The sequence below is a fragment of the Acinetobacter sp. PW68 genome, assembly GCF_020982655.1.
GTDB classification, from domain to species: domain Bacteria; phylum Pseudomonadota; class Gammaproteobacteria; order Pseudomonadales; family Moraxellaceae; genus Acinetobacter; species Acinetobacter towneri_A.
In genome coordinates this window covers 1664201-1685280 of record NZ_JAHZSX010000001.1, presented here as the reverse complement: position 1 = coordinate 1685280, position 21080 = coordinate 1664201, and the positions used below count along the sequence as shown (strand labels likewise).

The 21080-nt window shown below is 40.8% G+C and carries 20 protein-coding genes and 1 tRNA gene; 15 read left to right on the top strand and 6 right to left on the bottom strand.

Going from position 1 to position 21080, the window contains the following annotated elements:
- Positions 1–20 precede the first annotated feature (20 nt).
- From K1T76_RS08095 to K1T76_RS08045, 11 genes are all read left to right on the top strand, one after another.
- A complete protein-coding gene (locus K1T76_RS08095) occupies positions 21–1133 on the top strand; it encodes a beta-ketoacyl-ACP synthase III (RefSeq protein WP_019838017.1) in 1113 nt (370 codons plus the stop codon).
- 210 nt (positions 1134–1343) lie between these two features.
- Positions 1344–2765 carry a cysteine--tRNA ligase gene (gene cysS, locus K1T76_RS08090; protein WP_070152095.1) on the top strand — a complete coding sequence of 474 codons (1422 nt, stop codon included), beginning with the start codon at positions 1344–1346 and terminating at the stop codon, positions 2763–2765.
- Between the two features lie 65 nt (positions 2766–2830).
- Positions 2831–2906, top strand: a tRNA-Gly gene (locus K1T76_RS08085).
- Between the two features lie 410 nt (positions 2907–3316).
- Entirely contained in the window at positions 3317–4294 is a 978-nt protein-coding gene (locus K1T76_RS08080) for a KpsF/GutQ family sugar-phosphate isomerase (RefSeq protein WP_004973067.1), read from the top strand.
- A gap of 3 nt (positions 4295–4297) precedes the next feature.
- On the top strand, positions 4298–4837 hold the full coding sequence (locus tag K1T76_RS08075; protein ID WP_230245106.1) for a KdsC family phosphatase: 540 nt from the start codon (positions 4298–4300) through the stop codon (positions 4835–4837).
- Between the two features lie 40 nt (positions 4838–4877).
- Complete coding sequence (lptC, locus tag K1T76_RS08070; protein ID WP_230245105.1) at positions 4878–5420, top strand: LPS export ABC transporter periplasmic protein LptC; 543 nt, start codon at positions 4878–4880, stop codon at positions 5418–5420.
- Positions 5410–5976, top strand: coding sequence for a lipopolysaccharide transport periplasmic protein LptA (lptA, locus tag K1T76_RS08065; protein WP_070152089.1), 567 nt, complete (start codon positions 5410–5412; stop codon positions 5974–5976). Before lptC ends, lptA begins: the two co-directional genes overlap by 11 nt.
- Before the next feature lie 8 nt (positions 5977–5984).
- A complete protein-coding gene (gene lptB / locus K1T76_RS08060) occupies positions 5985–6743 on the top strand; it encodes an LPS export ABC transporter ATP-binding protein (RefSeq protein WP_171257405.1) in 759 nt (252 codons plus the stop codon).
- A 223-nt stretch (positions 6744–6966) separates the two neighbouring features.
- Positions 6967–7566, top strand: a complete 600-nt coding sequence (locus K1T76_RS08055; RefSeq protein ID WP_230245104.1) for an IMPACT family protein — start codon at positions 6967–6969, stop codon at positions 7564–7566.
- Positions 7559–8185 carry an acyltransferase gene (locus tag K1T76_RS08050; protein WP_230245103.1) on the top strand — a complete coding sequence of 209 codons (627 nt, stop codon included), beginning with the start codon at positions 7559–7561 and terminating at the stop codon, positions 8183–8185. Before K1T76_RS08055 ends, K1T76_RS08050 begins: the two co-directional genes overlap by 8 nt.
- A 126-nt stretch (positions 8186–8311) precedes the next feature.
- Positions 8312–9154 (top strand): universal stress protein, encoded by an 843-nt coding sequence (locus tag K1T76_RS08045; protein ID WP_136144533.1) that lies wholly within the window; start codon positions 8312–8314, stop codon positions 9152–9154.
- A gap of 180 nt (positions 9155–9334) precedes the next feature.
- Here K1T76_RS08045 and K1T76_RS08040 read toward each other — a convergent pair whose 3' ends face one another.
- Positions 9335–10000 carry an O-methyltransferase gene (locus tag K1T76_RS08040; RefSeq protein WP_136144534.1) on the bottom strand — a complete coding sequence of 222 codons (666 nt, stop codon included), beginning with the start codon at positions 9998–10000 and terminating at the stop codon, positions 9335–9337.
- Between the two features lie 150 nt (positions 10001–10150).
- On the opposite strand from K1T76_RS08040, the gene tnpA reads away from it, so the two are divergent.
- The 3 genes from tnpA to tnpC all read left to right on the top strand — a co-directional run bounded on the left by tnpA (position 10151) and on the right by tnpC (position 12587).
- Complete coding sequence (tnpA, locus tag K1T76_RS08035) at positions 10151–10534, top strand: IS66-like element accessory protein TnpA (RefSeq protein ID WP_004691518.1); 384 nt, start codon at positions 10151–10153, stop codon at positions 10532–10534.
- Positions 10531–10866, top strand: coding sequence for an IS66 family insertion sequence element accessory protein TnpB (tnpB, locus tag K1T76_RS08030; RefSeq protein ID WP_171489061.1), 336 nt, complete (start codon positions 10531–10533; stop codon positions 10864–10866). The genes tnpA and tnpB overlap by 4 nt, the downstream gene beginning before the upstream one ends.
- Positions 10867–10940: 74 nt before the next feature.
- Positions 10941–12587, top strand: coding sequence for an IS66 family transposase (gene tnpC, locus K1T76_RS08025; protein ID WP_230245102.1), 1647 nt, complete (start codon positions 10941–10943; stop codon positions 12585–12587).
- 126 nt (positions 12588–12713) lie between these two features.
- Here the strand turns inward: tnpC and K1T76_RS08020 are convergent, their stop codons facing one another.
- The 3 genes from K1T76_RS08020 to mutS all read right to left on the bottom strand — a co-directional run bounded on the left by K1T76_RS08020 (position 12714) and on the right by mutS (position 16752).
- Entirely contained in the window at positions 12714–13433 is a 720-nt protein-coding gene (locus K1T76_RS08020) for a D-Ala-D-Ala carboxypeptidase family metallohydrolase (RefSeq protein WP_230245101.1), read from the bottom strand.
- A gap of 142 nt (positions 13434–13575) precedes the next feature.
- Entirely contained in the window at positions 13576–13899 is a 324-nt protein-coding gene (gene fdxA / locus K1T76_RS08015; RefSeq protein WP_070152070.1) for a ferredoxin FdxA, read from the bottom strand.
- A 213-nt stretch (positions 13900–14112) separates the two neighbouring features.
- A complete protein-coding gene (gene mutS / locus K1T76_RS08010) occupies positions 14113–16752 on the bottom strand; it encodes a DNA mismatch repair protein MutS (RefSeq protein WP_230245100.1) in 2640 nt (879 codons plus the stop codon).
- A 712-nt stretch (positions 16753–17464) separates the two neighbouring features.
- Between mutS and K1T76_RS08005 the strand changes: the two genes are divergently transcribed.
- The gene (locus K1T76_RS08005; RefSeq protein WP_019838006.1) at positions 17465–17644 is read left to right on the top strand and encodes a hypothetical protein; all 180 of its coding nucleotides are present in this window, start codon (positions 17465–17467) and stop codon (positions 17642–17644) included.
- A gap of 280 nt (positions 17645–17924) precedes the next feature.
- Here K1T76_RS08005 and K1T76_RS08000 read toward each other — a convergent pair whose 3' ends face one another.
- Both K1T76_RS08000 and K1T76_RS07995 read right to left on the bottom strand, forming a co-directional pair.
- A complete protein-coding gene (locus K1T76_RS08000) occupies positions 17925–19919 on the bottom strand; it encodes an esterase/lipase family protein (protein ID WP_230245099.1) in 1995 nt (664 codons plus the stop codon).
- A 128-nt stretch (positions 19920–20047) separates the two neighbouring features.
- Positions 20048–20950, bottom strand: coding sequence for an ABUW_2363 family tetratricopeptide repeat lipoprotein (locus K1T76_RS07995; protein ID WP_104852133.1), 903 nt, complete (start codon positions 20948–20950; stop codon positions 20048–20050).
- Positions 20951–21080: the final 130 nt, after the last annotated feature.

Genomic DNA, 21080 nt, shown 5'->3' with positions numbered 1-21080 from the left:
ATTTCTAGAAGGAGTTTTACATGGGCATTCGCATTACAGGTACTGGTCTTTATCATCCAGAAGATGTTATTACCAATGAAGAATTGGTCGAAAGTTTAAATGCTTATGTGGAACAGTATAATCAGCTCAATGCTGACAAAATTGCGGCAGGTGAGCTTGAAGAACGTCGTGGCTCTAGTGCTGATTTTATTGAAAAAGCCTCTGGGGTAAAACGTCGTTACGTGTCAGAAAAAACAGGTATTCTGGACATTAACCGTTTACGTCCTAATTTACGTGAACGTGGCGATGATGAAATTTCGCTACAAGCGGAATGGGGCGTAATTGCTGCAAAACAAGCCATGCAAAATGCAGGTGTGTCTGCAGAAGATATTGATGTGGTCATTTTATCTTGCTCAAACTTGCAGCGTGCTTATCCTGCAGTGGCGATTGAAATTCAAACTGCGCTCGGTATTCAGGGTTATGCCTATGACATGAACGTGGCGTGTTCTGCTGCGACTTTCGGCATTAAGCAAGCGCATGATGCGATTAAAGCAGGTGCGCGCCGCGTATTGTTGGTGAATGTCGAAATTACCTCAGGTCATAACGATTTCCGTTCACGTGACTGCCATTTTATTTTTGGTGATGTAGCAACTGCTTCAATTTTGGAAGACACTGAAACCAAAGCAGGTTTTGAAATTTTGGACATGAACTTGTTCACTCAGTTTTCGAATAATATCCGCAATAACTTCGGTTTTTTAAACTTAAGTGAAAATGCAGATATTGACGACAAACGCTTCCATCAAGATGGTCGTAAAGTATTTAAAGAGGTTTGCCCGTTAGTCGCTAAAATGATCACTGCGCAACTGGAAAAGAATCAAATTGCGCCAACCGAGGTGAAGCGTTTCTGGTTGCACCAAGCTAATGCCAGTATGAACGAACTGATTTTGAAATTGGTGGTCGGCAAAGAAGCAGCACAACCTGGTTTGGTGCCTATTATTTTAGATGAGTTCGCCAATACTTCATCGGCAGGGGTGATTATTGCCTTACACCGTACTGCACATGAAGTCGAGAATGGTGAATATGGTGTCTTGTGTTCATTTGGCGCAGGTTATTCAGTGGGCGCGATTTTGGTCCAAAAACGTGATGCTGCATAAGTTTTGCAAAATCGCATAAGATCAGCAAACACCTAAGTAAAAGGTATTAAAAGTTCCTTCTCCTTCGGGAGAAGGCTTGGATGAAGGAATGGATCATCTGCATATTCTCTTCACACAGACTCATGAATAATAAAAACATCGAAAAACTTTATGAAAAATAATGCTTAGGTTAAGATGGAGCATCTTTTAATAGACCTATTTTGAAAACCTATGCAACCATTTGTTCTATATAACTCAGAGCAACGAAAAAAAGTTGAATTTGTTCCGCGTAAAGAAGGACATATCGACATGTATGTCTGTGGTATGACGGTTTATGATTACTGTCATATTGGACATGCGCGGGTCATGGTTGCATTTGACTACATCATTCGCTTTTTGCGCAGTCAAGGTTGGAATGTGAAATATGTACGCAATATTACTGACATTGACGACAAAATTATTAAACGCGCCAATGAAAATGGCGAGAGTATTCAAGCTTTAACAGATCGTTTTATTCAAGCCATGAATGAAGATGCGGCAAGCTTAGGTTGCGTTGAACCTGATGCTGCACCACGTGCTACTGAATATATTGATCAAATGCAAAATATGATTGGTAATTTGGTCAATAAAGGCACGGCCTATCCTGCAAGTAATGGCGATGTTTATTTTCAGGTTGAAAAATTTGACAAATATGGCCGTCTTTCAGGTCGCAAGCTAGAAGATATGCAGGCAGGCGCGTCTGAACGGGTTGATGTTGAAGTCGATAAAAAGCATCCATTTGACTTTGTTTTGTGGAAACATGCCAAAGAAAATGAACCATCGTGGGCTTCGCCGTGGGGCAATGGACGTCCAGGTTGGCACATTGAATGCTCTGCCATGTCTACTTGCTGCTTGGGCAATCATTTTGATATTCATGGTGGTGGTTCAGACTTGATGTTCCCACACCATGAAAATGAAATTGCTCAGTCTGAAGCATCGACAGGTGAACAATATGTAAATTATTGGATGCACGTTGGCTTTATTAATGTCGATGGCGAAAAAATGTCAAAGTCATTGGGTAACTTCTTCACCATTCGTGATGTGATGGAAAAGTTCCATCCTGAAGTGATTCGTTACTTTATTGTGTCATCGCATTATCGTAGCCCTGTAAACTTCTCAGATGTGGCACTCAAAGAAGCTAAAACTGCTTTATCACGTTTCTATCACTCATTTAAGGCTTATCAACAAGCGTATGGTACGCTAACGGTTGAGCAGTTAGATGAGGCATTGGTTGAGCGTTTTAATACTGCAATGCGTGATGACTTTAATACCGCCGAAGCAATTGCAGTGCTGTTTGAAGTCAATAAAGAACTAAACCGTGCGGTAAAAGAGCAGAATGCAGATCAGGCAGCAGTGTATTACTCGACCTTGCGTCATTTGACCAATATTTTAGGTTTGGTACAGCATGATGTCGATGAATTCTTGAAGTCTGATATTGGTCAGGACGCTTTGGGTCTATCTGAACAAGCCATTGCAGACCTCATTCAGCAACGTCAGGATGCGAAAAAAGCCAAAGACTTCGCCCGTGCCGATGAAATTCGTCAATCTTTGCTCGATCAAGGTGTAGTCTTGGAAGATACTCGTCAAGGTACGGTGTGGCGTCGTGCTGATTAATTGAGCGTTTGGAGGCATAGAGAGTTGACAGTTGTATGAAATTCTCTATAATTCACTTCCATATTGCGGGAATAGCTCAGTTGGTAGAGCACAACCTTGCCAAGGTTGGGGTCGCGAGTTCGAGTCTCGTTTCCCGCTCCAAAATTTTTAAAAACGCTTATCAAAAGATAAGCGTTTTTTTATGGCTGTTTGTTATGCTCGCTTACAGTCAACTTTATAGATGATCTATAAATTTTGAGTGTTCGTATCGAAATATACTTGTGAAGTGACTCTATCTACACCTTTGAATGAATAAAAATAAATCACCTAAGCTTAAAACTTGGTTGGTTTTCGCTTGAAACAAGCGTCAAAAAGCCATTCAGATAAAACAGCATACAATTGAACAAGAATTTAAGAATTATCCCGAATAAGCTAAAACAAAAAACACACGCAGAATCAAAGTGTAGAATTGCATAGATATGCTAAAATTGCGAAAATTAAATGTACTTCAATAAATCGCCTTATTGAGGTATAGAAAACACTCAATTTAAGTTGGACGTTGAATGCCAAACATGTCAAATACCATTGATTTCCAATCTGTTGCCTTAGACACTTTAAGAATAGAAGAACAAGCATTACAAGTCTTGGCCACGCAAATTGATCAGCGTTTTAGCCGTGCCTGCGAAATTATGTTGCATTGTAAAGGGCGTGTTGTGGTCACAGGTATGGGAAAATCAGGTCATATTGGTCGTAAAATGGCTGCGACTTTTGCCTCTACAGGTACGCCATCTTTCTTTATGCATCCGGGTGAAGCAGGGCATGGGGACTTGGGGATGTTGGTACGCGGTGATGTTTTAATTGCTATCTCCAATTCAGGCAAAAGTGATGAAATTATGATGTTGATGCCACTCATCAAACATCTAGAAGTTCCACTGATCACCATTAGCGGTGATGATCGTGGTCCAATGCCACAAAATGCTGATGTCGCTTTGACATTGGGTAATATTCAGGAAGCTTGTCCACTTGGCTTAGCACCCACCTCAAGCACTACAGCAACCTTAGCACTAGGCGATGCGCTCGCGGTGGCTTTACTCGATGCACGCGGTTTTACTGCCGATGATTTTGCTCGCTCACATCCTGCGGGAGCTTTAGGAAAGCGTTTGTTATTGCATGTGAAACATTTAATGCATACAGGTACAGAATTACCTAAAGTTGCACCAGATACACCCATGAATAAAGTGTTATACGAAATTTCAAACAAGCGTCTAGGTTTAACTACAATTGTCGATGAAAATGATGTCTTGTTGGGCATTTTCACCGATGGTGACTTACGTCGTTTAATTGATAAACAACAGGGCTTTGATGTGAATTTACAAGTTGGGCAAGTGATGACGCAACATCCTGCAACGATTTCACAAGAAGCACGTGCAGTTGAAGCTTTAGAACAATTACGTGACCGTAAAATCAATCAGTTTGTAGTGGTGGATGATGCTAATAAAGTCATTGGTGTGATCAGTATGCATGACTTGATTCAAGCAGGGGTAAACTAAACAATGGCATCTTATATTTTATTAGAGCAAGCACGTCATATTGAAGCTTTGGTTTTAGATGTTGATGGAATTCTAAGTGATGGTTTTGTGACCTTAACCAACAGCGGTGATGAAATTAAATCATTCGATATTCGGGATGGTTTAGGCATGAAACTGGTGCAACAAGCAGGTGTTAAAGTCATTATCATCACAGGGCGTAAAAGTCATATTGTAGAAAAACGCATGTCTGATTTAGGTGTAGATTTGGTCTACCAAGGACGTGAAGATAAAGGCACTGCATTGCAGGAAGTCTGCGAAAATTTGGGTTTATTACCAGCAGACTGTCTCTATATGGGTGATGACTGGCCCGATCTTTCTGCATTTTCGATTGCAGGTATGAAAGTCACAGTGCCAAATGGACATATTGAAGTGCGTCGTCGTGCCGATTTAGTCACTCAGGCCATGGGTGGGCGCGGTGCGGTACGTGAAATCTGCGATATGATTTTAACTGCAAAAGGTGTGTACCAAAGCTTACTTGAAAAATATCTCAGCATCCCTCATTAATTAAGTCATATATTCAAAGGTTTGAGTTACAGCCCCACTTATGGATACTAAAGTTTTATATGTTACTGCGATTGCAATTGCAGCTGTAAGTGGTGGTTATTACTATTACAGCGGTAAAGGCAAGAAACTGGAAACTGACGCTGCCCGCTCTATGACTTATACGGCAGAGCAAATTCATCTCACCCAAACAGATGAGCAGGGCAATTTATATGTGCGTGCACAAATTGATCGTTTAGAGCAAGACATGCAACAAAAAACGTCTAAGCTGGAAAACTTAAATGCATTTATGTATAAAGCGGGTGCGGTGGACGCCACTTTTTTCGCTAAACAGGCTCAAGGTTTTAATGACAATGAAAAGGTTGTGTTGTCAGATCAAGTGCTGGCAACCAAGTTACTCGCTCAAGGCAAGCTGACGCTTGAAACAGTCGAGTTAAATGTGTTTCCTAAAACACGTGAAATCAGTACCGACAAACAAGTGACTGTACAATCCCCACAGGCTGATTTTATCAGTCAGGGTTTAAAAGCCAATTTAAATGACGGGCAATACGAATTTTTTAATATTCGAGGAAAGTATGAACCATAAATCTAAGCTTACAGCTCCTAAAGCGTTGATAAAACAAGCAGCACTTGTGGGCTTGGCCGTGCTTTCATCGGCAGGTGCATGGGCAATTCCGTCAGACCGCAGTCAGCCTATTACTTTATTGGCAGACCGTGCGACCTTTAGTGAACGTACTGGCGTCACGACGTATACAGGCAATGTGGTGATTGAGCAGGGCACCATGAAACTTCAGGCAGATTCGATTGTTGCTAATCTGAACAGTAAAAAAGAAATTAGTGTCATTACGGCAACGGGTAGACCTGCACAATTTCAGCAAAAAACCGATCCTGCTAAAGGTGTAGCAAAAGGCCAAGCACAAAAGATTGTTTACAATGCAGAAACAGGCATTATTACCTTATCGGGTGGTGCACTTTTAGAACAAGATGGTGCTAGTATTCGTGGTAATACATTGCGCTATAGCATGAACAAAGGTGATGTTGAAGCAATTGGTACACCAAATAAAACAGGTTCGGATGCGGGGCGTGTAAAAATTGTCATTCCACCCTCAAGCTCAAAATCATTTCCAGGAGCGCGTAATTAATGGATCAAATGAGCGCAACACAGGACAGCATACAGCGTGATCCGCAAACGCTATGTATTAAGCATTTAGCCAAAAACTACAATAAACGCTGGGTGGTAAAAGACGTTTCGTTTCAAATGAAAAGTGGTGAAATTGTCGGATTACTTGGGCCGAATGGTGCGGGTAAAACTACCAGTTTTTACATGGTTGTAGGCTTGGTGCGCATGGATAAAGGGGAAATCCATTTAGATCAATTGGATTTATCAGACCTTGCCATGCATGAACGTGCGCGTAAGGGGATTGGCTATTTACCACAAGAAGCCTCTATTTTCAGAAAGTTGACCATCTCTGAAAATATCATGGCTATTTTAGAAACACGCAAAGATTTAAATAAACAGCAACGTCAGCAGCGGTTGGCAGAATTGCTAGCAGATTTTAAAATTACGCATATTAAAGATTCATTAGGGATGAGTGTGTCGGGTGGTGAACGCCGTCGCGCAGAAATTGCCCGTGCTTTAGCAGCTGACCCTAAATTTATGTTGTTAGATGAGCCTTTTGCAGGGGTTGATCCAATTTCTGTCGGTGATATTAAAGATATCATTCGCACCTTAAAAGATCGTAATATTGGCGTATTAATTACCGACCATAATGTCCGTGAAACTTTAGCCATTTGTGAACGTGCTTATATTGTTAGTGAAGGTTCAGTGATTGCCGAAGGTACACCGCAAGAAATTCTTGAAAATGAAATTGTACGTGAAGTCTATTTGGGAGAAGACTTTTTTGTTTAAAGTTTGAATGTTCTAAGCGTTATTGGTTTTCGCATGCTTGCTGCAAAAGTTAGATTGCTGCAAGTCATGTAAACTTTATTTTAACCATCTATACCTTTTAGGATAGAAGGTTTTTTCATGGCGGTTATCAGTCCAAATACGCTATAACTCTAAATACGTTATCATGCTAAACACGTTATAATTATCAAGTTTGTGTTTGATTGCTTGATTTGTCTGGATTGTTATGCCATTTACCATTGCTGCGACCATCACTTTTGAAGAAGAAATTAAAAAAAGTCGATTTCAGGCAATTGCTGTGCCTGTAGATAATGAGCAAGCGGTAAAAACCTTTTTGGAACAGCAGCGTGATCAATCTACCACACATCAATGTTGGGCATGGAAAATTGGTCATCAATTACGTTTTAATGATGATGGCGAACCGTCTGGTACGGCAGGACGTCCCATTTTAGCCACGATTGAAGGCAATGAATTGACCAATGTTTTGGTTTTGGTGAATCGCTGGTATGGTGGTATTAAATTGGGCACAGGCGGTCTGGTACGTGCCTATGGAGGTTGTGCAGGGCAATGTTTGGCTCTGGGAGAAAAAATAGAACTGATTGAGAAAAAGACCGTGCAATTTGCCTGTCATTTTAATGAGTGGGCAATTTTACAATACGAGCTGAATAGTCAGCAGATTGAGTACAGCGAAGACTACACCGCCGGAGGCGTGTTGGTAAAGGCATTCATGCAAGTCCATCAAATAGAACCTTTAACACTAAAATTACAAGATATTAGCCGAGGGCGTGAACAACTCAAAATCCTTGAGGATGATCAAGATGACTGATACAAATTCACCTGATCCATTATTGAAATACCGTGAGCAGCATAAGCATCGTTTAAACTATATGCCGTGGTTATATTGGTCATTAAAACCTAAACATCGTGCATGGGCAGAAGCTTGGCAGCAGGAATATCAAGCTTATTTAATGGCAATGGAAACGGTGGAGATTGGCAAAAACTGTTTTATTTCCCCTTTGGCACATATTTTTGCAGAGCCAGGACGTCAAATCAGGATTGGCGATAATACCTTTATTGCCGCCGATTGCACTTTGCATGGCCCTTTGGAAATTGGAAATGAAGTCGCGATTAATCATCATTGTATTTTAGATGGTGGCAGAGTCGGAATTAAGCTTCATGATCAGGTGCGTATCGCAGCTTATTGTCATTTATATGCGTTTGATCATGGCATGGCTTTAGATCAGCCGATTTATCAGCAAGCGGTACGTTCACAAGGCATTGAAATTGGAAAGGATGTTTGGTTAGGTGCGCATGTTGGTGTTAAAGATGGGGTGAAGATTGCGGCACACGCAGTCGTTGGGATGAATAGCATGGTCACTAAAGATGTTCAGGAGCGCGAAATCGTGGCGGGAAATCCTGCCAGATTGATTCGTTATCGTGAATAAGTACGATGCAGCAAGGCTCAATCTTTAAACTTCATTACATTTTTTCATGTCACTGCAACACGAGTTGTGTTAAGTTAAAAATAACAACTAAAAAATAGCCTGCAAAAGTCAGTAAGAGAGGCAACAATGAAACGTGTAATTGCTTGTATTGATTCTTCGCCTTGTATTAATGCGCTTGCTGAAGCTGCTGCGTGGATTGCAACACAAACTCAACGTGAATTGGTGTTATTACAAGTTTTGGATTATTACCCCGCCAGTTATCATTTGGGGGAAATTAGTGGCGTGATTGGTTTTGAAAGTAATGCCATGTTACTCAAAGAATTAGCCGAATTAGAACAAAAACAAAGTGAATTAGCACTCGATTATAGCAACAATTTATTGCAGCACATTTCCAGTATCATTCAGGAAAAGTTCGGCATTGTACCTACCCACATTCAAGAAAAAGGCGACTTTTTAGAACAAAGTTTTAGTGTGCTGAACGAAGAAGATATTGTGGTGATTGGACGTGTGGGCGAGAAATCTGCTGAACGCAATAAGGCATTAGGCAGTAATGTCGAAAACTTTATTCGTGGTGCAAATTGTACTGTGATGACTGTCGGAGAGCATTTTAAAGCACCAAACCGTTTTATTTTTGCTTATGAATATTCCCCAACTTGTATCAAAATGATGAAGCGAATTGCACAAAGTGATTTGCTTAAATTATTGCAATGTCATTTGCTCTATGTCGGTGATCACCCAGAAGTTTTAAATGAACCTGCAGATTTTTTAACAGCAGCGGGTTTAGATGTGGTGGTTGAATATCGTTATGGCGATGTGGCTGAAAATATCTTAGATTATCAACGTGAACATGGTATTCAGTTGATTGTACTGGGGGCATTTAGTCACAGTAAAATTCACCAATTTTTCTTGGGAAGCATTACCACCAATATTTTCCGTAACTCAACTGTTCCTTTGTTGGTGGCAAAGTAAAAATCGTAAATGATTCAAAAAAGATCATTTCAAAAGATTGTTTAGTTGAACTGATGTAAATGCTTGCTGACTGTCCATGGTTATCCGCATAATTTGTGGATAACTGTATGGACAGTATATGTAACATTATAATATATAATGTAAAATTGCTTTAGGTTGTTTTTTAACCTTGTGTGGACTTTACTTTACAATCGCTAAAGCAAAGCCATCATGTCCTTTGCTGCCTACAGTTTGTAATGCTGTGCACGATAAAATTCGCGAATGATTTTGCATGGCTTTGAACATGTCACGAATCCCTTCAATGCTTGGTTTGTGATTGTCAGGATTTAAAATTTCCCCTGCACGAATTACATTGTCTAAAAAGATAATTGTACCTGAGCGTGAAAGTTTAAGACTCAGTTCCAAATATTCAGGATAGCTTTGTTTGTCGGCATCAATAAAAATAAAATCAAAAGCTTCAGTATCTTCTGGCAGAGCTTTTAGAATTTCTGCAGCACGACCAACTTTTAATTCAACCTTTTGTTTTAATTGAGCGCGGTCAATATTTTCCTGTCCCAAAGCTGCATGGGTATCACGTCCTTCAATCGTGAGTATATAACCATCTTCAGGCAGCGCACGTGCTAGCCACATTGTGCTATAAGCTGCGAATGTGCCCAATTCCAACACACGTTTGCATTGATTCATTTGAATGAGCATTTGTAGCAACATGCCCTGATTTGCCGCAACTGCAAGGTGATCTGGAAAACCTTTGGCATCGGTATTTTCTAAAGTTTGCGTCAAAACTGGGTCTTCGGGAATTAAATGTGATTCGATATAGTGATCGATATCCGTCCACATTTGTTGCATAGCGTGCTCACCTTTGTTGCGATGTGTGCATTGTAAACTTTTCTGCTCAGAGTGCAATTTATTCGTAAGCGTCCGCTGAACACACCTTATGAATTCATCCTATAAGCCTTAATTTAGTCCCCACTTAAAAACAAGTGGGGACTAAAATTTATGACTACAAATCACCAGACATCCATCGCATCTCTTGCGAAAAAACGAAGAACATACAGTGCTGAATTTAAACAGCAGATCGTTCAGGCTTGTAAAGCACCGGACGTTTCAATTGCTTCAGTCGCTTTGCAACATGGATTGAATACAAATCTTGTATCCAAATGGATTCGCTTAATTGATGCTAAGCCAGGGAATGATCGCTCACCACTACCGAATAAACCTGCATTTATTGCCTTATCTTGCTCTGCACCATTAGATCCTACTCCTACTGACATGTTAACGGTTCAAATTACTTTACCCCACTCAAAAGCAGAAATTGGCTTGAAATGGCAAGTATCAGAAATATCTGCTTTAGCAGAATTACTCAAGGCACTTGCAACATGATCCGCATTGATGAAATCTGGCTTTCTACCCAACCTCTGGATATGCGAGCAGGGATGGATACGGTCATGGCGCAGATTATGAAAGCCTTTGGCTACATTAAACCGCATTGCGCCTACCTGTTCTGTAATAAACGTGGCCATCGCATGAAAGTGCTGGTACATGATGGACTGGGCATCTGGCTGTGTGCCCGGCGGTTGGAACAGGGCAAATTTCACTGGGCTAAAGTTCACCAGGGTGAAAGCGTAGCCCTCAGCCCGGAACAGTTACAGGCACTGATCCAGGGTTTGCCTTGGCAGCGCATTGGACGACAGCAAGTGGTCACAATGCTCTAAACTAGCTTGGTCCATTCTGCTATTCTCCAAATGTTGTATTTCATTCTTCTCATGACCTCAGGCATACTGCGGTCATGAATACGCTGCCTGATTTAAGCCAACTGACCCATGAACAACTGCTGGAATTTACCAGACAGTTGGCAATGCAGCATCAGTCTCTGGCACAATCAAATCAAGAATTAGAAAAATCAAACCAACAATTAGATACCAAAGTTCAGCATCTTGAAGTATCCAATCAGCAATTAGATGCTCAAGTTCAACATCTTTCCATTCTCAATCAAAAATACGAGCATGAACTTGCGCTGTTTAAAAAGCACAAATTCGGCAGTAAAAACGAACATCTCACTGCAAAACAAATCCACCTGTGGGATGAAGCGGTTGAAGAAGATATTGCCGCGGTTGATCTAGAACTGGAACGGCTGAATGCAGATAAAACCGATGCAGTGACACACAAAGCCAAAACCAATAAACCTAAACGTCGACCACTGCCAGATCATCTACACACCATCCGTATTGAGCATGAACCTGCATCAACCCAATGTGCTTGTGGCTGCCAACTTCGTCGTATCGGCGAAGATGTCAGTGAAAAACTGCATTTCAGACCGGCACAGTTCTATAAGGAACAGCATGTGCGTGGTAAATGGGTCTGTGATCAGTGTGACACCCTGACTCAGCAAGCGATGCCCGCCTATGTGATTGATAAAGGCATTGCTTCACCTGAACTGCTCAGCCATGTTTTGGTATCGAAATATGCCGATCATTTGCCGCTGTACCGTCAACGTCTGATCTATCAGCGGGCGGGAATCGAACTTTCTAGATCAACTTTATCTGACTGGATAGGTCGCTGCGGTGTGGAACTGGAACCTCTGGCCAATGCTTTAAAAGAGGTGGTGTTACAACAGCGGGTGCTGCATGCCGATGAAACGCCGGTCACCATCATGCGGATGGGTGAGAATGAGAAAAAACCGAAGAAAGGTTATGTCTGGGCTTATGCAACAACCCAATATAATCCAATTCAAGCCGTGATTTATGACTTTCAAGACAGTCGCTCTGGTGAACATGCCGAAGCCTTTCTAAAAGATTGGCAGGGCCATCTGGTCTGTGATGATTACAGTGGCTACAAAGCACGCTTTAGATCAGGTCAGGTCATTGAGGTGGGCTGCATGGCACATGCACGTCGTAAATTCCACGAACTGCATGTGACCCAAAAAAGTCAGGTCGCTGAACAGGCATTAGTGCTGATTCAGAAACTGTATGCGATAGAAGCAGAACTCAGGAAAAAGACCGATGGTACAGCGCAACACCGCCGCGAATACCGACAACAGCATAGTCAACCGGTGATGCAACAACTATATGAATGGCTCAACCAACATCATCTGACAGTGCCATCGAGTTCTCCAACCGCCAAGGCGATCAATTACACTCTTAAGCGTTGGCCAGCTTTAAGTCGCTATTTGGATGATGGCAATCTACCGATTTGCAATAATTGGGTCGAGAATCAGATGCGTCCCTGGGCCTTAGGACGCAAGAACTGGCTGTTTGCAGGCTCGCTGCGCAGTGGTCAACGAGCTGCCAATATCATGACTTTAATCCAGTCAGCAAAGCTGAATGGCCTGGATCCGTATGCCTATTTAAGTGATGTGCTGAAAAGGCTGCCGACGCATAAAGTGACCCAAATAGAAGAATTACTGCCACACCGCTGGAAATCCGACCAAAATTAAAAAATAGGCATGGGATTCAGCGGACGCTTACATTTATTCGCGGAATGGAGCAGGTGATAATCTATTTCGCAATAAAAAAAGAGGTCAATTTGACCTCTTTAGGATTTAATTCTAAACAACACTGAATTAGAAATTACACATAGATGAATGGCGGCTTAAATCTGGCCCCCAAGTTCGATAACCTTGTGTATCAATATGAATTTGTCCTGAAGCGTATAAGCCTAAGCCCATGTTTAAACTTTGACCATATTGCTGCCAGAACTGACACAGTCTGTATTTGGTACTTTCAATATAGGCATAGTCTTCGGCATTCGGGAATTGTGGCCCAATTCTAAAATCAATGGCTGAGTTAAATAAGTGACGTGAAGAATTTGCTCCACCTGCACATTGATTCAGGGGTAAATCTCGATAGACAGAAGTAACTTCAAAGTCGGTTAAAACTTTAGAAGCGACTAAATATTTAAATACACGCAGGGTAGGCACCTGATTTTGCCACAATTCACGACTTGGAATCATAAACTGCGAACGTCCACAGCGTTGCCAGTCACGTGCGGTACGCATTAATTCAAAACTTGGAATAATATTGCCCACACCATTTTGTTCTAAGAAGCGTTCATATTCACGAACTTGGCGTAAATTGTCACTCACTGCCACCCATGCATTATAAGAATAAGGCACAATTTTAGGTGCTACCTGACGTTCGTAGGTGATTTTTTCTTGAGGAATGAAAATTCGTTTTCCATCGGGCGTGGTAATCGTTGTTGTTCTGTTTGGGGTTGAGCTACAAGCCACCAAGAGCATGGGAACAATGCTGAACGAAAACAGCGCCTTGAAAAATTTCTTCATTAGGCAAATCAGATATTTATTTAAAGTGTCCGTATTCTAATCGAAAATGCGGGTAAAAATTTGAGAATATTGCAATCAAATGTGTGTTTTAGGTATAAAAAAAGATCAGCACAGGGCTGATCTTTTTCACAACAAGATCAATTTACTTTTCTAAGTATTGTAATTTGTCTGGTTTGCCATTCCATTCTTCGCGGTCAGCAGGTTGATCACCAATTTGTGTAATGTTTGGCCAAGTCTGTGAAAGTTCGGCATTTAGTTCGATAAATATTTCCTGACCTTCGGGTAACTCATCTTCAGAGAAAATAGCGTTGGCAGGACACTCGGGTTCACATAATGCACAGTCGATACATTCGTCTGGATTAATCACAAGGAAGTTCGGACCTTCGTAGAAGCAGTCTACAGGACAAACTTCAACGCAGTCTTGATATTTACATTTAATACAGTTTTCAGTGACAACAAATGTCATGGCGACGGCTACCTAACAATATGGTTCTAATTGAGAATAGTCTATTTTAGGCAAAAATCACCACAACTAACAATCGCTTTTACTGATATTTGATATAGACAGTGCTGCTAAATTTGATAAAAGGGGGATAAAACCATCAAAAAAACTTATAAATGAAAAAGACTCTCAATTAAGAGTCTTTGTTTGGTAAAAATATTGTAGAAATAACAGCGGCTAAGCGTTCAATTGTTCCTTTAAAGCATACAATTGTTCCAGCGCTTGTCGTGGCGTTAAATTATCGACATCTATACTGCGTAATAACTCTAAAGCCGCAGATGGCTTTTCTACTTCGATTACACGTTCAATCACTTCAGGTTCAGATGAGCTTGTTGTAGGTGCAAATAGGTCATCTTGAACGGCTAAATTGACATTTTTGTGCTGCTGTTTTTCCAAAATTCTTAAGCGGTTTTGTGCTTCTTTAATGACGTTGGCTGGAATGCCTGCCAGTTTTGCCACTTGCAAACCGTGACTTTGGCTGGCTGGGCCTTGTTGTACTTTGTGCAAGAGAATCAGGTTGCCATTCATTTCTTTGGCGGTCACGTGGTAGTTATCCACCCCTGATTCTTTGCTTAATTCGGTCAATTCAAAATAATGCGTTGCAAATAGACATAAACATTTGATGCGTTTGCTTAAATCCAACACACATGCCCACGCCAAAGATAAGCCATCGTAGGTACTGGTTCCGCGTCCAACTTCATCCATCAGCACTAAAGACTGTGATGTTGCATGGTGTAAAATTTGTGAAGTTTCAGTCATTTCTACCATAAAGGTCGATTTACCTGTTGATAAATCATCGGCAGAACCAATGCGGGTAAATACGCGATCAATAGGGCCTAATACGGCAGTTTGGGCAGGCACATAACTGCCACAATAGCCCAGTAGGGCAATCAGTGCAGTTTGACGCATATACGTGGATTTACCACCCATGTTCGGTCCAGTAATAATTGCCAAACGATGATTGTAGTCGAGTAAAGTATCGTTTGGTGTAAATGCAGTTTTGCTTAAAGCTTCCACAACAGGATGACGTCCTGCTGTAATTTTAATTCCAATTTCAGGGCTGTATTCAGGGCGCGCCCAATTGCGTAAACGTGCTTGATGGGCAAAGTTAGCCAACAAATCAATTTGTGCAATCGCGCTGCTCATCATTTGTAATTGAGCGATGTCTTGGCGTAATTCATCCAATAACATTTCGAACAGCATTTTTTCACGTGCTAAAGCACGGGACTCGCTAGACAAGACTTTATCTTCAAAACTTTTTAGCTCTGGAGTGATGTAGCGTTCTGCATTTTTTAAAGTTTGACGACGAATATAGTGTTCAGGTGCTTGCTCAGCCTGGGCGCGAGTGAGTTCAATGTAGTAGCCACTGACACGGTTGTAGCCAATTTTTAAAGTTGGGATACCGCTTTCTTGGCGTTCTTTGATTTCTAAATCAATCAGGAATTGCCCTGCATGATCACGTATTTTACGGAGTTCATCGAGTTCACTGTCAAAACCTTCTGCAATGACATTACCATCACGCAATAGTACAGGTGGATTTTCTACAATTGCCTGCATTAGCCGTTGATGTAGCCCGTGAAAATCGCCGAGTTCTTCATTCAAACTTTGAATGAGTGTGGATTGCAGCGTAGAAACAATGGGCTGTAAGGCATGACGTAAATAGGGAATTTGCGCACAAGCTTGACGCAGTTGCACTAAATCACGTGGGCGCGCGCTCCCGAGCGCGACACGGCTTAACACACGCTCAATATCACTAATTTCTTTAAGCACCAAACGCACAGGAGATTCATGATAACCTTGTATGAGTGTTTGAATTGCATCTAGTCTTGCATCTAACAATACCGTATCACGCAAAGGTTGCATCAAGGTACGACTCAGTAATCGGCTACCCATGGCAGTTTGGCAATCGTTGATGAGTTGGAATAAAGAAGTCCCGTGTTCAAATAATGGTTCGACTAATTCCAAATTACGTCGGGTTACAGGATCAAGCGCAATAAAATCGCTGCTTTGTTCTAATTGAATACTGCGAATATGCGGCAAAGCCGTTTTTTGGGTTTCTTTGGCATAGTGAATTAACGCTGCCGCTGCGGCTTTGGCTAAGGGTAAATGATCAATTCCAAAACCTGAAAGTGTCGATACAGCAAATTGATCACAAAGCGTTTTTTGCGCATTGTTTAGGTTGAAATCGACATTCGGACGTTTGGTCACAGGACAGTTAAGCTGCTTTTTAACCTGTTCGATGATATTTGGATCGACAATATCTTCATCGACCACAATTTCGCTCGGCATTAAACGCGAAAGTTCAATCGTGAGTTGTTCAGGCAAATATTCCATTTGCTGAACTTTAAAAATCCCTGCACTTAAATCTAGTAATGCGATACCAATTTGGTTTTGTTGTAAGCATAACGAAACCAAATTGGAAGATTGATGACTGTTGAGCAAGGCATCATCGGTGAGCGTGCCTGGGGTGATAATCCGTACCACTCCGCGTTCTACAGGCCCTTTACCTGTTACCTCGCCAATTTGTTCACAAATTACCACGGTTTCGCCCTTTTTTACTAAGCGAGCGAGATAGCCTTCGGCAGCATGATAGGGCACGCCCGCCATTGGAATAGGCTTGCCGCTGGTTTTACCTCGATGTGTGAGGGTAATGCCTAAAAGTTTGGAGGCTTTGTGAGCATCATCAAAAAACAATTCGTAGAAATCGCCCATGCGATAGAACATTAAAGAATGTGGATGCTCCATCTTCACTCTTAAATATTGCTGCATCATTGGAGTATGGGAAGATAGGTCAGCCATGATTTCTGTCATGTTCATGCAGTTGAAATCCTTTAATTTGAGGCGTAATTTAAATGTATCTCTGTGAATAGCTTATTTTACGGCATCTTGGTTAAATTAGTGAACCAGCATGTCATTGTTGCATGCTCTAAAAAGTGAGTAGAATGCTGAGCGGTTTGTGCTTTTATGTGGATAATATTCAATTGAACGGGTGTGTTTGGTAGCAAACAGCCAAAAAATCGCTCATAAACAGCAAGCCTAAAGTTTCAAAAATAATATCGCATAGCTCAATGATTTTAGCCGTTAAAATGTATGATTTGCAAAGTTACTTGCTTGATGTCCATCCATAAAACACTTACCAATTTTAATTGGTTTCGGTTGAAAAATACTTGAGGGGTCAAGTGTTAAATCTGCAGGATAATAAAATTTGATGAATTTGCTTAGCAATTGTTTTCTAGGCATTCATTTAGAAAGTAGGAAATGTTGTAACATTATGCTGTAGATGGTCTTATTTCTAGTTACAAGCCTTACTATGGAAAAACCTCACAACCAAAGCAAGAGATGCTACGCGTATCCTATCAGGCAAATAAACAAGTGTATTAAGACCATACTTCAATATGCGCAATATTGACACCTCTAATGCAGCTGATGGTATTGCTTTGTTCATCTTTGCTTAAAAAATAATATCTTATTTAATTATAAAGTATATACTGTATTTATCACTTTTGTTCGTATGTTCAGAGGACGTAAAATGCCTGCAAGATTTTTTGGAATTTTTTTGGGTTTAATTGCAGCGGTATTAATTATTGGTGGAATATTTATCAATATGATCAGTGGTGAAGCTACTGTCGTTGAATACTGGATTTTATTATTGCTTCCATGTTTTGGTATTCCAATTTTGTCTGCAGTGTGCCTAAAAGAAATCGACTAAGCACAACAGTATAAGTTTATTTACAATGAAATTGATAGATGATTGATTTATCGTATTTGATTTTATGACTCAAAAACCCATGTGATCATGGGTTTTTGTTGTTCTGGCAAAACATTTGGTCTTGAATCTTTATTTGATTATTTGCCAAGCAGCGTTGCAGAATTTAAGGAGCTATTGACTAAGGATTATTTGTTGCAAGCACCGTTCTAATATTGCTGTGAAATTGTATGACTTAAAAAACCGAAGCCACTTAGACTTCGGTTATATTTGCTGTAACCAATTACGGTTTATACAGACCTAAATCTTGTAAATGTAATCTAAGAATACGTCGCAACTCCAATACGGCTTCTGGTGTTTCCTGAATTGAATGTCCGCCTTTAATAATTTTTTCTGAAACAGCACCATCTAAGTGCGCACTGTTGTAATGCACCACATCGTCACTCATTAATTGATAGTCTGTGCTGTCAGTATTATTGCCAATAATACTGTGATATTTAAATCCTTTTACAGGCAAAATATCTTCAGTTAATTCCGTAAATTTGGAATTTTTACTTAAATCACTTGGCCCATTTTGAATGACACTATGCCCAATTTCTTTAGTCAGATTTTTTAAATCGACCTCATGTTGCTGTAAGGTGTCAGCAAAGGCACTTAAAAATGCTGTCGGTAAGCGAATGATTTTACGTGCAGCTAGGGTAAACCAGCGGTCTGCAAACTCTGTACCTTTATGCGGCGCAGCCAAGAATATTGCACGGTTAAAATTGGTGATGGGTTTAAGGCGCAAACGTGCTTGCAACAAAGGATCAGATTTAAAGCGTTCAAGACTTCGGTTTTTAAGCATTTGCATGGCAGGTTGTGTTAAGTCGCTATCGCTGACTAACAAACGCGCCAAAATACCGCCCATACTGTGTCCAATCACTACAGCATCTTTTTTGGCAGCAGCAGAAGGGCTAACCTGGTTAAAGCCTTGTTGAAGTAGCGCGTAAATTTGGAAACGGCTTTCTAGAATTGGCATATTAGTTGAGTAAAAGACTTGCCAAACTTGGAAGTTTTCTCGTAAAACAGGGTCGCCCATAATATCGTTGGTTAAGCGAATCCACGCTTCAGGACTACTAGCCAGACCATGAATGAGGACAATGACCTTCTTATTCGGATTGTAGGGCTCAAGTAAGTACAAATGCGGCATACTGAGTCGTTCTTCACGATCGATTAAGGACAAATAAGCCGATTTACCTAAATTATTTTGCGCTAACCACAAGCCATAAGGAGCAGAAAAGTTTGCGGCAAGTGGGTATTGCTTGTGCGCAATTTGAGCGGACTCATATTTATAAGGATCATAAGCTTTGAGCTTAAAATGGGGTCGATTTAAAATATCTTCAATAGAATTTGCACTATGCGGTTCTGCAGTGATTGTCGCGGCTAAATAACGTGCTTGATGAATGTTTGGATTTTTTCCTGCAGGATAATCATATTTTAGTGGATCAATAATGTATTTGCTGTTGCTCAAATCATCGTTTGGATTTTCAGGCAATACCACCAAAAATTCAGACCCAAAACCATCACGGCGGGTGACCGAGCGCAAACCCGAAAAGTTAAGGTTATAGGTTGACATCAATTGCTGAATTTTTTGTTGTTTCAGCTGTGGGTAGTAATCAAAATCAATATCGTAAATGCTGTTGCCAACACGAATTTGTTGTTGTAATTCATTGTGTTTATAGCGCAGCGCATAGCTGCTGACCAATTTGGCAATCGCTTGGTTATAAAAATCCCGAATTTGGACTTGTCTGTTATCAAAAATACGGTCTTGTGGCGCACGTTTAGTTTTAAACATGTAGGCGTAACTATAACGAATACTTCGATCGAGCATGTGTAATTGCTGATCTAAACATTGTTCATAATTGGCCTGATTAATTTTTTGTTGTTCTTCCGATCTTTTACTGTTCAGAATACTGATTTTACAGGACGATGAATTTTCAAGTCCAATCGCTTTCGCTAAATATAATTCACTGGCGGTTGAGAGCAGTTGTTCATCCTGAATTTGTGGGATTTGTTTCAGAGCATCTACACATTCTTCAGGGTTTTCGGCACAAAGATTCGCCTCACGTCCTGTCATCGACAAGACATTTAAACTGGCTTCACTCAGTTTTTTGCGCGATAAAATACTATCGCGCTCATTGGCAATGCTGACTTTTAATGCCTGATTTTTAACACTGACCACCTGACAACCAGACAGCAATGTTGTACTGAGCAATGCAGCAATCACAATTTTATTCATGGAGAGTTAGGCCTAATTTTTAAGATTTTTTTCCATCATACGTTTTTTTAAAGCTTTTTCAATTGCGTAGAAAGCAAAATAGACCGTTGAAACGGTCTATTCTTAGGTATTTTTGTATCGATTTTTTTTTAAGTGCGTGGCGCGATCACTTGCCAAACATTCCAACGACCTTGCTTTTCAATTTCAGCAATTAAACGGTCAGCCACTTCGGCTTCTTGCGGGTATTTGATTTTATAATTTTTCAAAGTTTGTACTGCATTTTTCTTTTGTTCCATGGCAATGTAGTTGTTTGCCGCAGACAAATAAGCTTCCTGCACACCTGCTTTCATGGCTTTGTCTAAATAAGGAATCGCTTCACGATGACCGCCCCCTTCAGACAGACCAAAACCAAACCAGAAATTCGCTTCAGCATCTTCCTGATTTATTTTTAAAATACGCTGTGCATAGTTAAGTGAGCGTGTGGTGTAAACAGAGCCTAAGTCTAGGTTACGCGCCATAACACTGGCTTTAAATGCTCGCATCAAAATATCAAAAGAGGCATTTTCATTGGCTGCTAAAGTGTCTAGTTGTTGAGTAACTTCTTTGAGCTTCGCCTCAAAACCTCGACGTTCTTGACGTTCGCTAAAACGTGGCGGATAGTGACGCGCTTTGCCTTCAACCAGTTGTAAGAAGTCATCAATTTCGGTGATATCGATTTCGTTTTCACCAGCCAAAACCGCAAATTTCAAGCTACGGGAATTGTTATTGAGCGTAGGTACAATCAATTTGTTTTGATCTAAGGTAATACTTTTGCTTGGATCATTTGGGTTCGTGACCACCATTTTAGTCACAGGCTGTGCTGCTGCTTTCTGTAGGTTAATTTCAAATGGTGGGGGGGCATCATAATTAAATGGATTTAAGGCATAGAAGGGTGCGCTTAATTCTGGTTCGGTAAATACGATAGGTTTGACTGCTTCTTGTTTTGGTGGTGCAACACAGGCGCTAACGAGCGTTGCAGCTAAAATACTGAGTGCCAAAGGCTTAAGGGTCATGGTGTTCTTCCGTTCAATTTATTTTAAAAGTGAGAGGTGATTGTGTCGAATTAAAATATTGCATGTCGGTCAGTCTAAGAAATCTGTTCCGAACATGCAATACAAAGGATGGGGCTTAGTTACACAGTGA

Bases quoted from the DNA above. Each gene is read 5' to 3' on its own strand.
- K1T76_RS08095 (WP_019838017.1), top strand. From the start codon at position 21: ATGGGCATTCGCATTACAGGTACTGGTCTTTATCATCCAGAAGATGTT.
- cysS (WP_070152095.1), top strand. From the start codon at position 1,344: ATGCAACCATTTGTTCTATATAACTCAGAGCAACGAAAAAAAGTTGAA.
- K1T76_RS08080 (WP_004973067.1), top strand. From the start codon at position 3,317: ATGTCAAATACCATTGATTTCCAATCTGTTGCCTTAGACACTTTAAGA.
- K1T76_RS08075 (WP_230245106.1), top strand. From the start codon at position 4,298: ATGGCATCTTATATTTTATTAGAGCAAGCACGTCATATTGAAGCTTTG.
- lptC (WP_230245105.1), top strand. From the start codon at position 4,878: ATGGATACTAAAGTTTTATATGTTACTGCGATTGCAATTGCAGCTGTA.
- lptA (WP_070152089.1), top strand. From the start codon at position 5,410: ATGAACCATAAATCTAAGCTTACAGCTCCTAAAGCGTTGATAAAACAA.
- lptB (WP_171257405.1), top strand. From the start codon at position 5,985: ATGAGCGCAACACAGGACAGCATACAGCGTGATCCGCAAACGCTATGT.
- K1T76_RS08055 (WP_230245104.1), top strand. From the start codon at position 6,967: ATGCCATTTACCATTGCTGCGACCATCACTTTTGAAGAAGAAATTAAA.
- K1T76_RS08050 (WP_230245103.1), top strand. From the start codon at position 7,559: ATGACTGATACAAATTCACCTGATCCATTATTGAAATACCGTGAGCAG.
- K1T76_RS08045 (WP_136144533.1), top strand. From the start codon at position 8,312: ATGAAACGTGTAATTGCTTGTATTGATTCTTCGCCTTGTATTAATGCG.
- K1T76_RS08040 (WP_136144534.1), bottom strand. From the start codon at position 10,000: ATGCAACAAATGTGGACGGATATCGATCACTATATCGAATCACATTTA.
- tnpA (WP_004691518.1), top strand. From the start codon at position 10,151: ATGACTACAAATCACCAGACATCCATCGCATCTCTTGCGAAAAAACGA.
- tnpB (WP_171489061.1), top strand. From the start codon at position 10,531: ATGATCCGCATTGATGAAATCTGGCTTTCTACCCAACCTCTGGATATG.
- tnpC (WP_230245102.1), top strand. From the start codon at position 10,941: ATGAATACGCTGCCTGATTTAAGCCAACTGACCCATGAACAACTGCTG.
- K1T76_RS08020 (WP_230245101.1), bottom strand. From the start codon at position 13,433: ATGAAGAAATTTTTCAAGGCGCTGTTTTCGTTCAGCATTGTTCCCATG.
- fdxA (WP_070152070.1), bottom strand. From the start codon at position 13,899: ATGACATTTGTTGTCACTGAAAACTGTATTAAATGTAAATATCAAGAC.
- mutS (WP_230245100.1), bottom strand. From the start codon at position 16,752: ATGAACATGACAGAAATCATGGCTGACCTATCTTCCCATACTCCAATG.
- K1T76_RS08005 (WP_019838006.1), top strand. From the start codon at position 17,465: ATGCCTGCAAGATTTTTTGGAATTTTTTTGGGTTTAATTGCAGCGGTA.
- K1T76_RS08000 (WP_230245099.1), bottom strand. From the start codon at position 19,919: ATGAATAAAATTGTGATTGCTGCATTGCTCAGTACAACATTGCTGTCT.
- K1T76_RS07995 (WP_104852133.1), bottom strand. From the start codon at position 20,950: ATGACCCTTAAGCCTTTGGCACTCAGTATTTTAGCTGCAACGCTCGTT.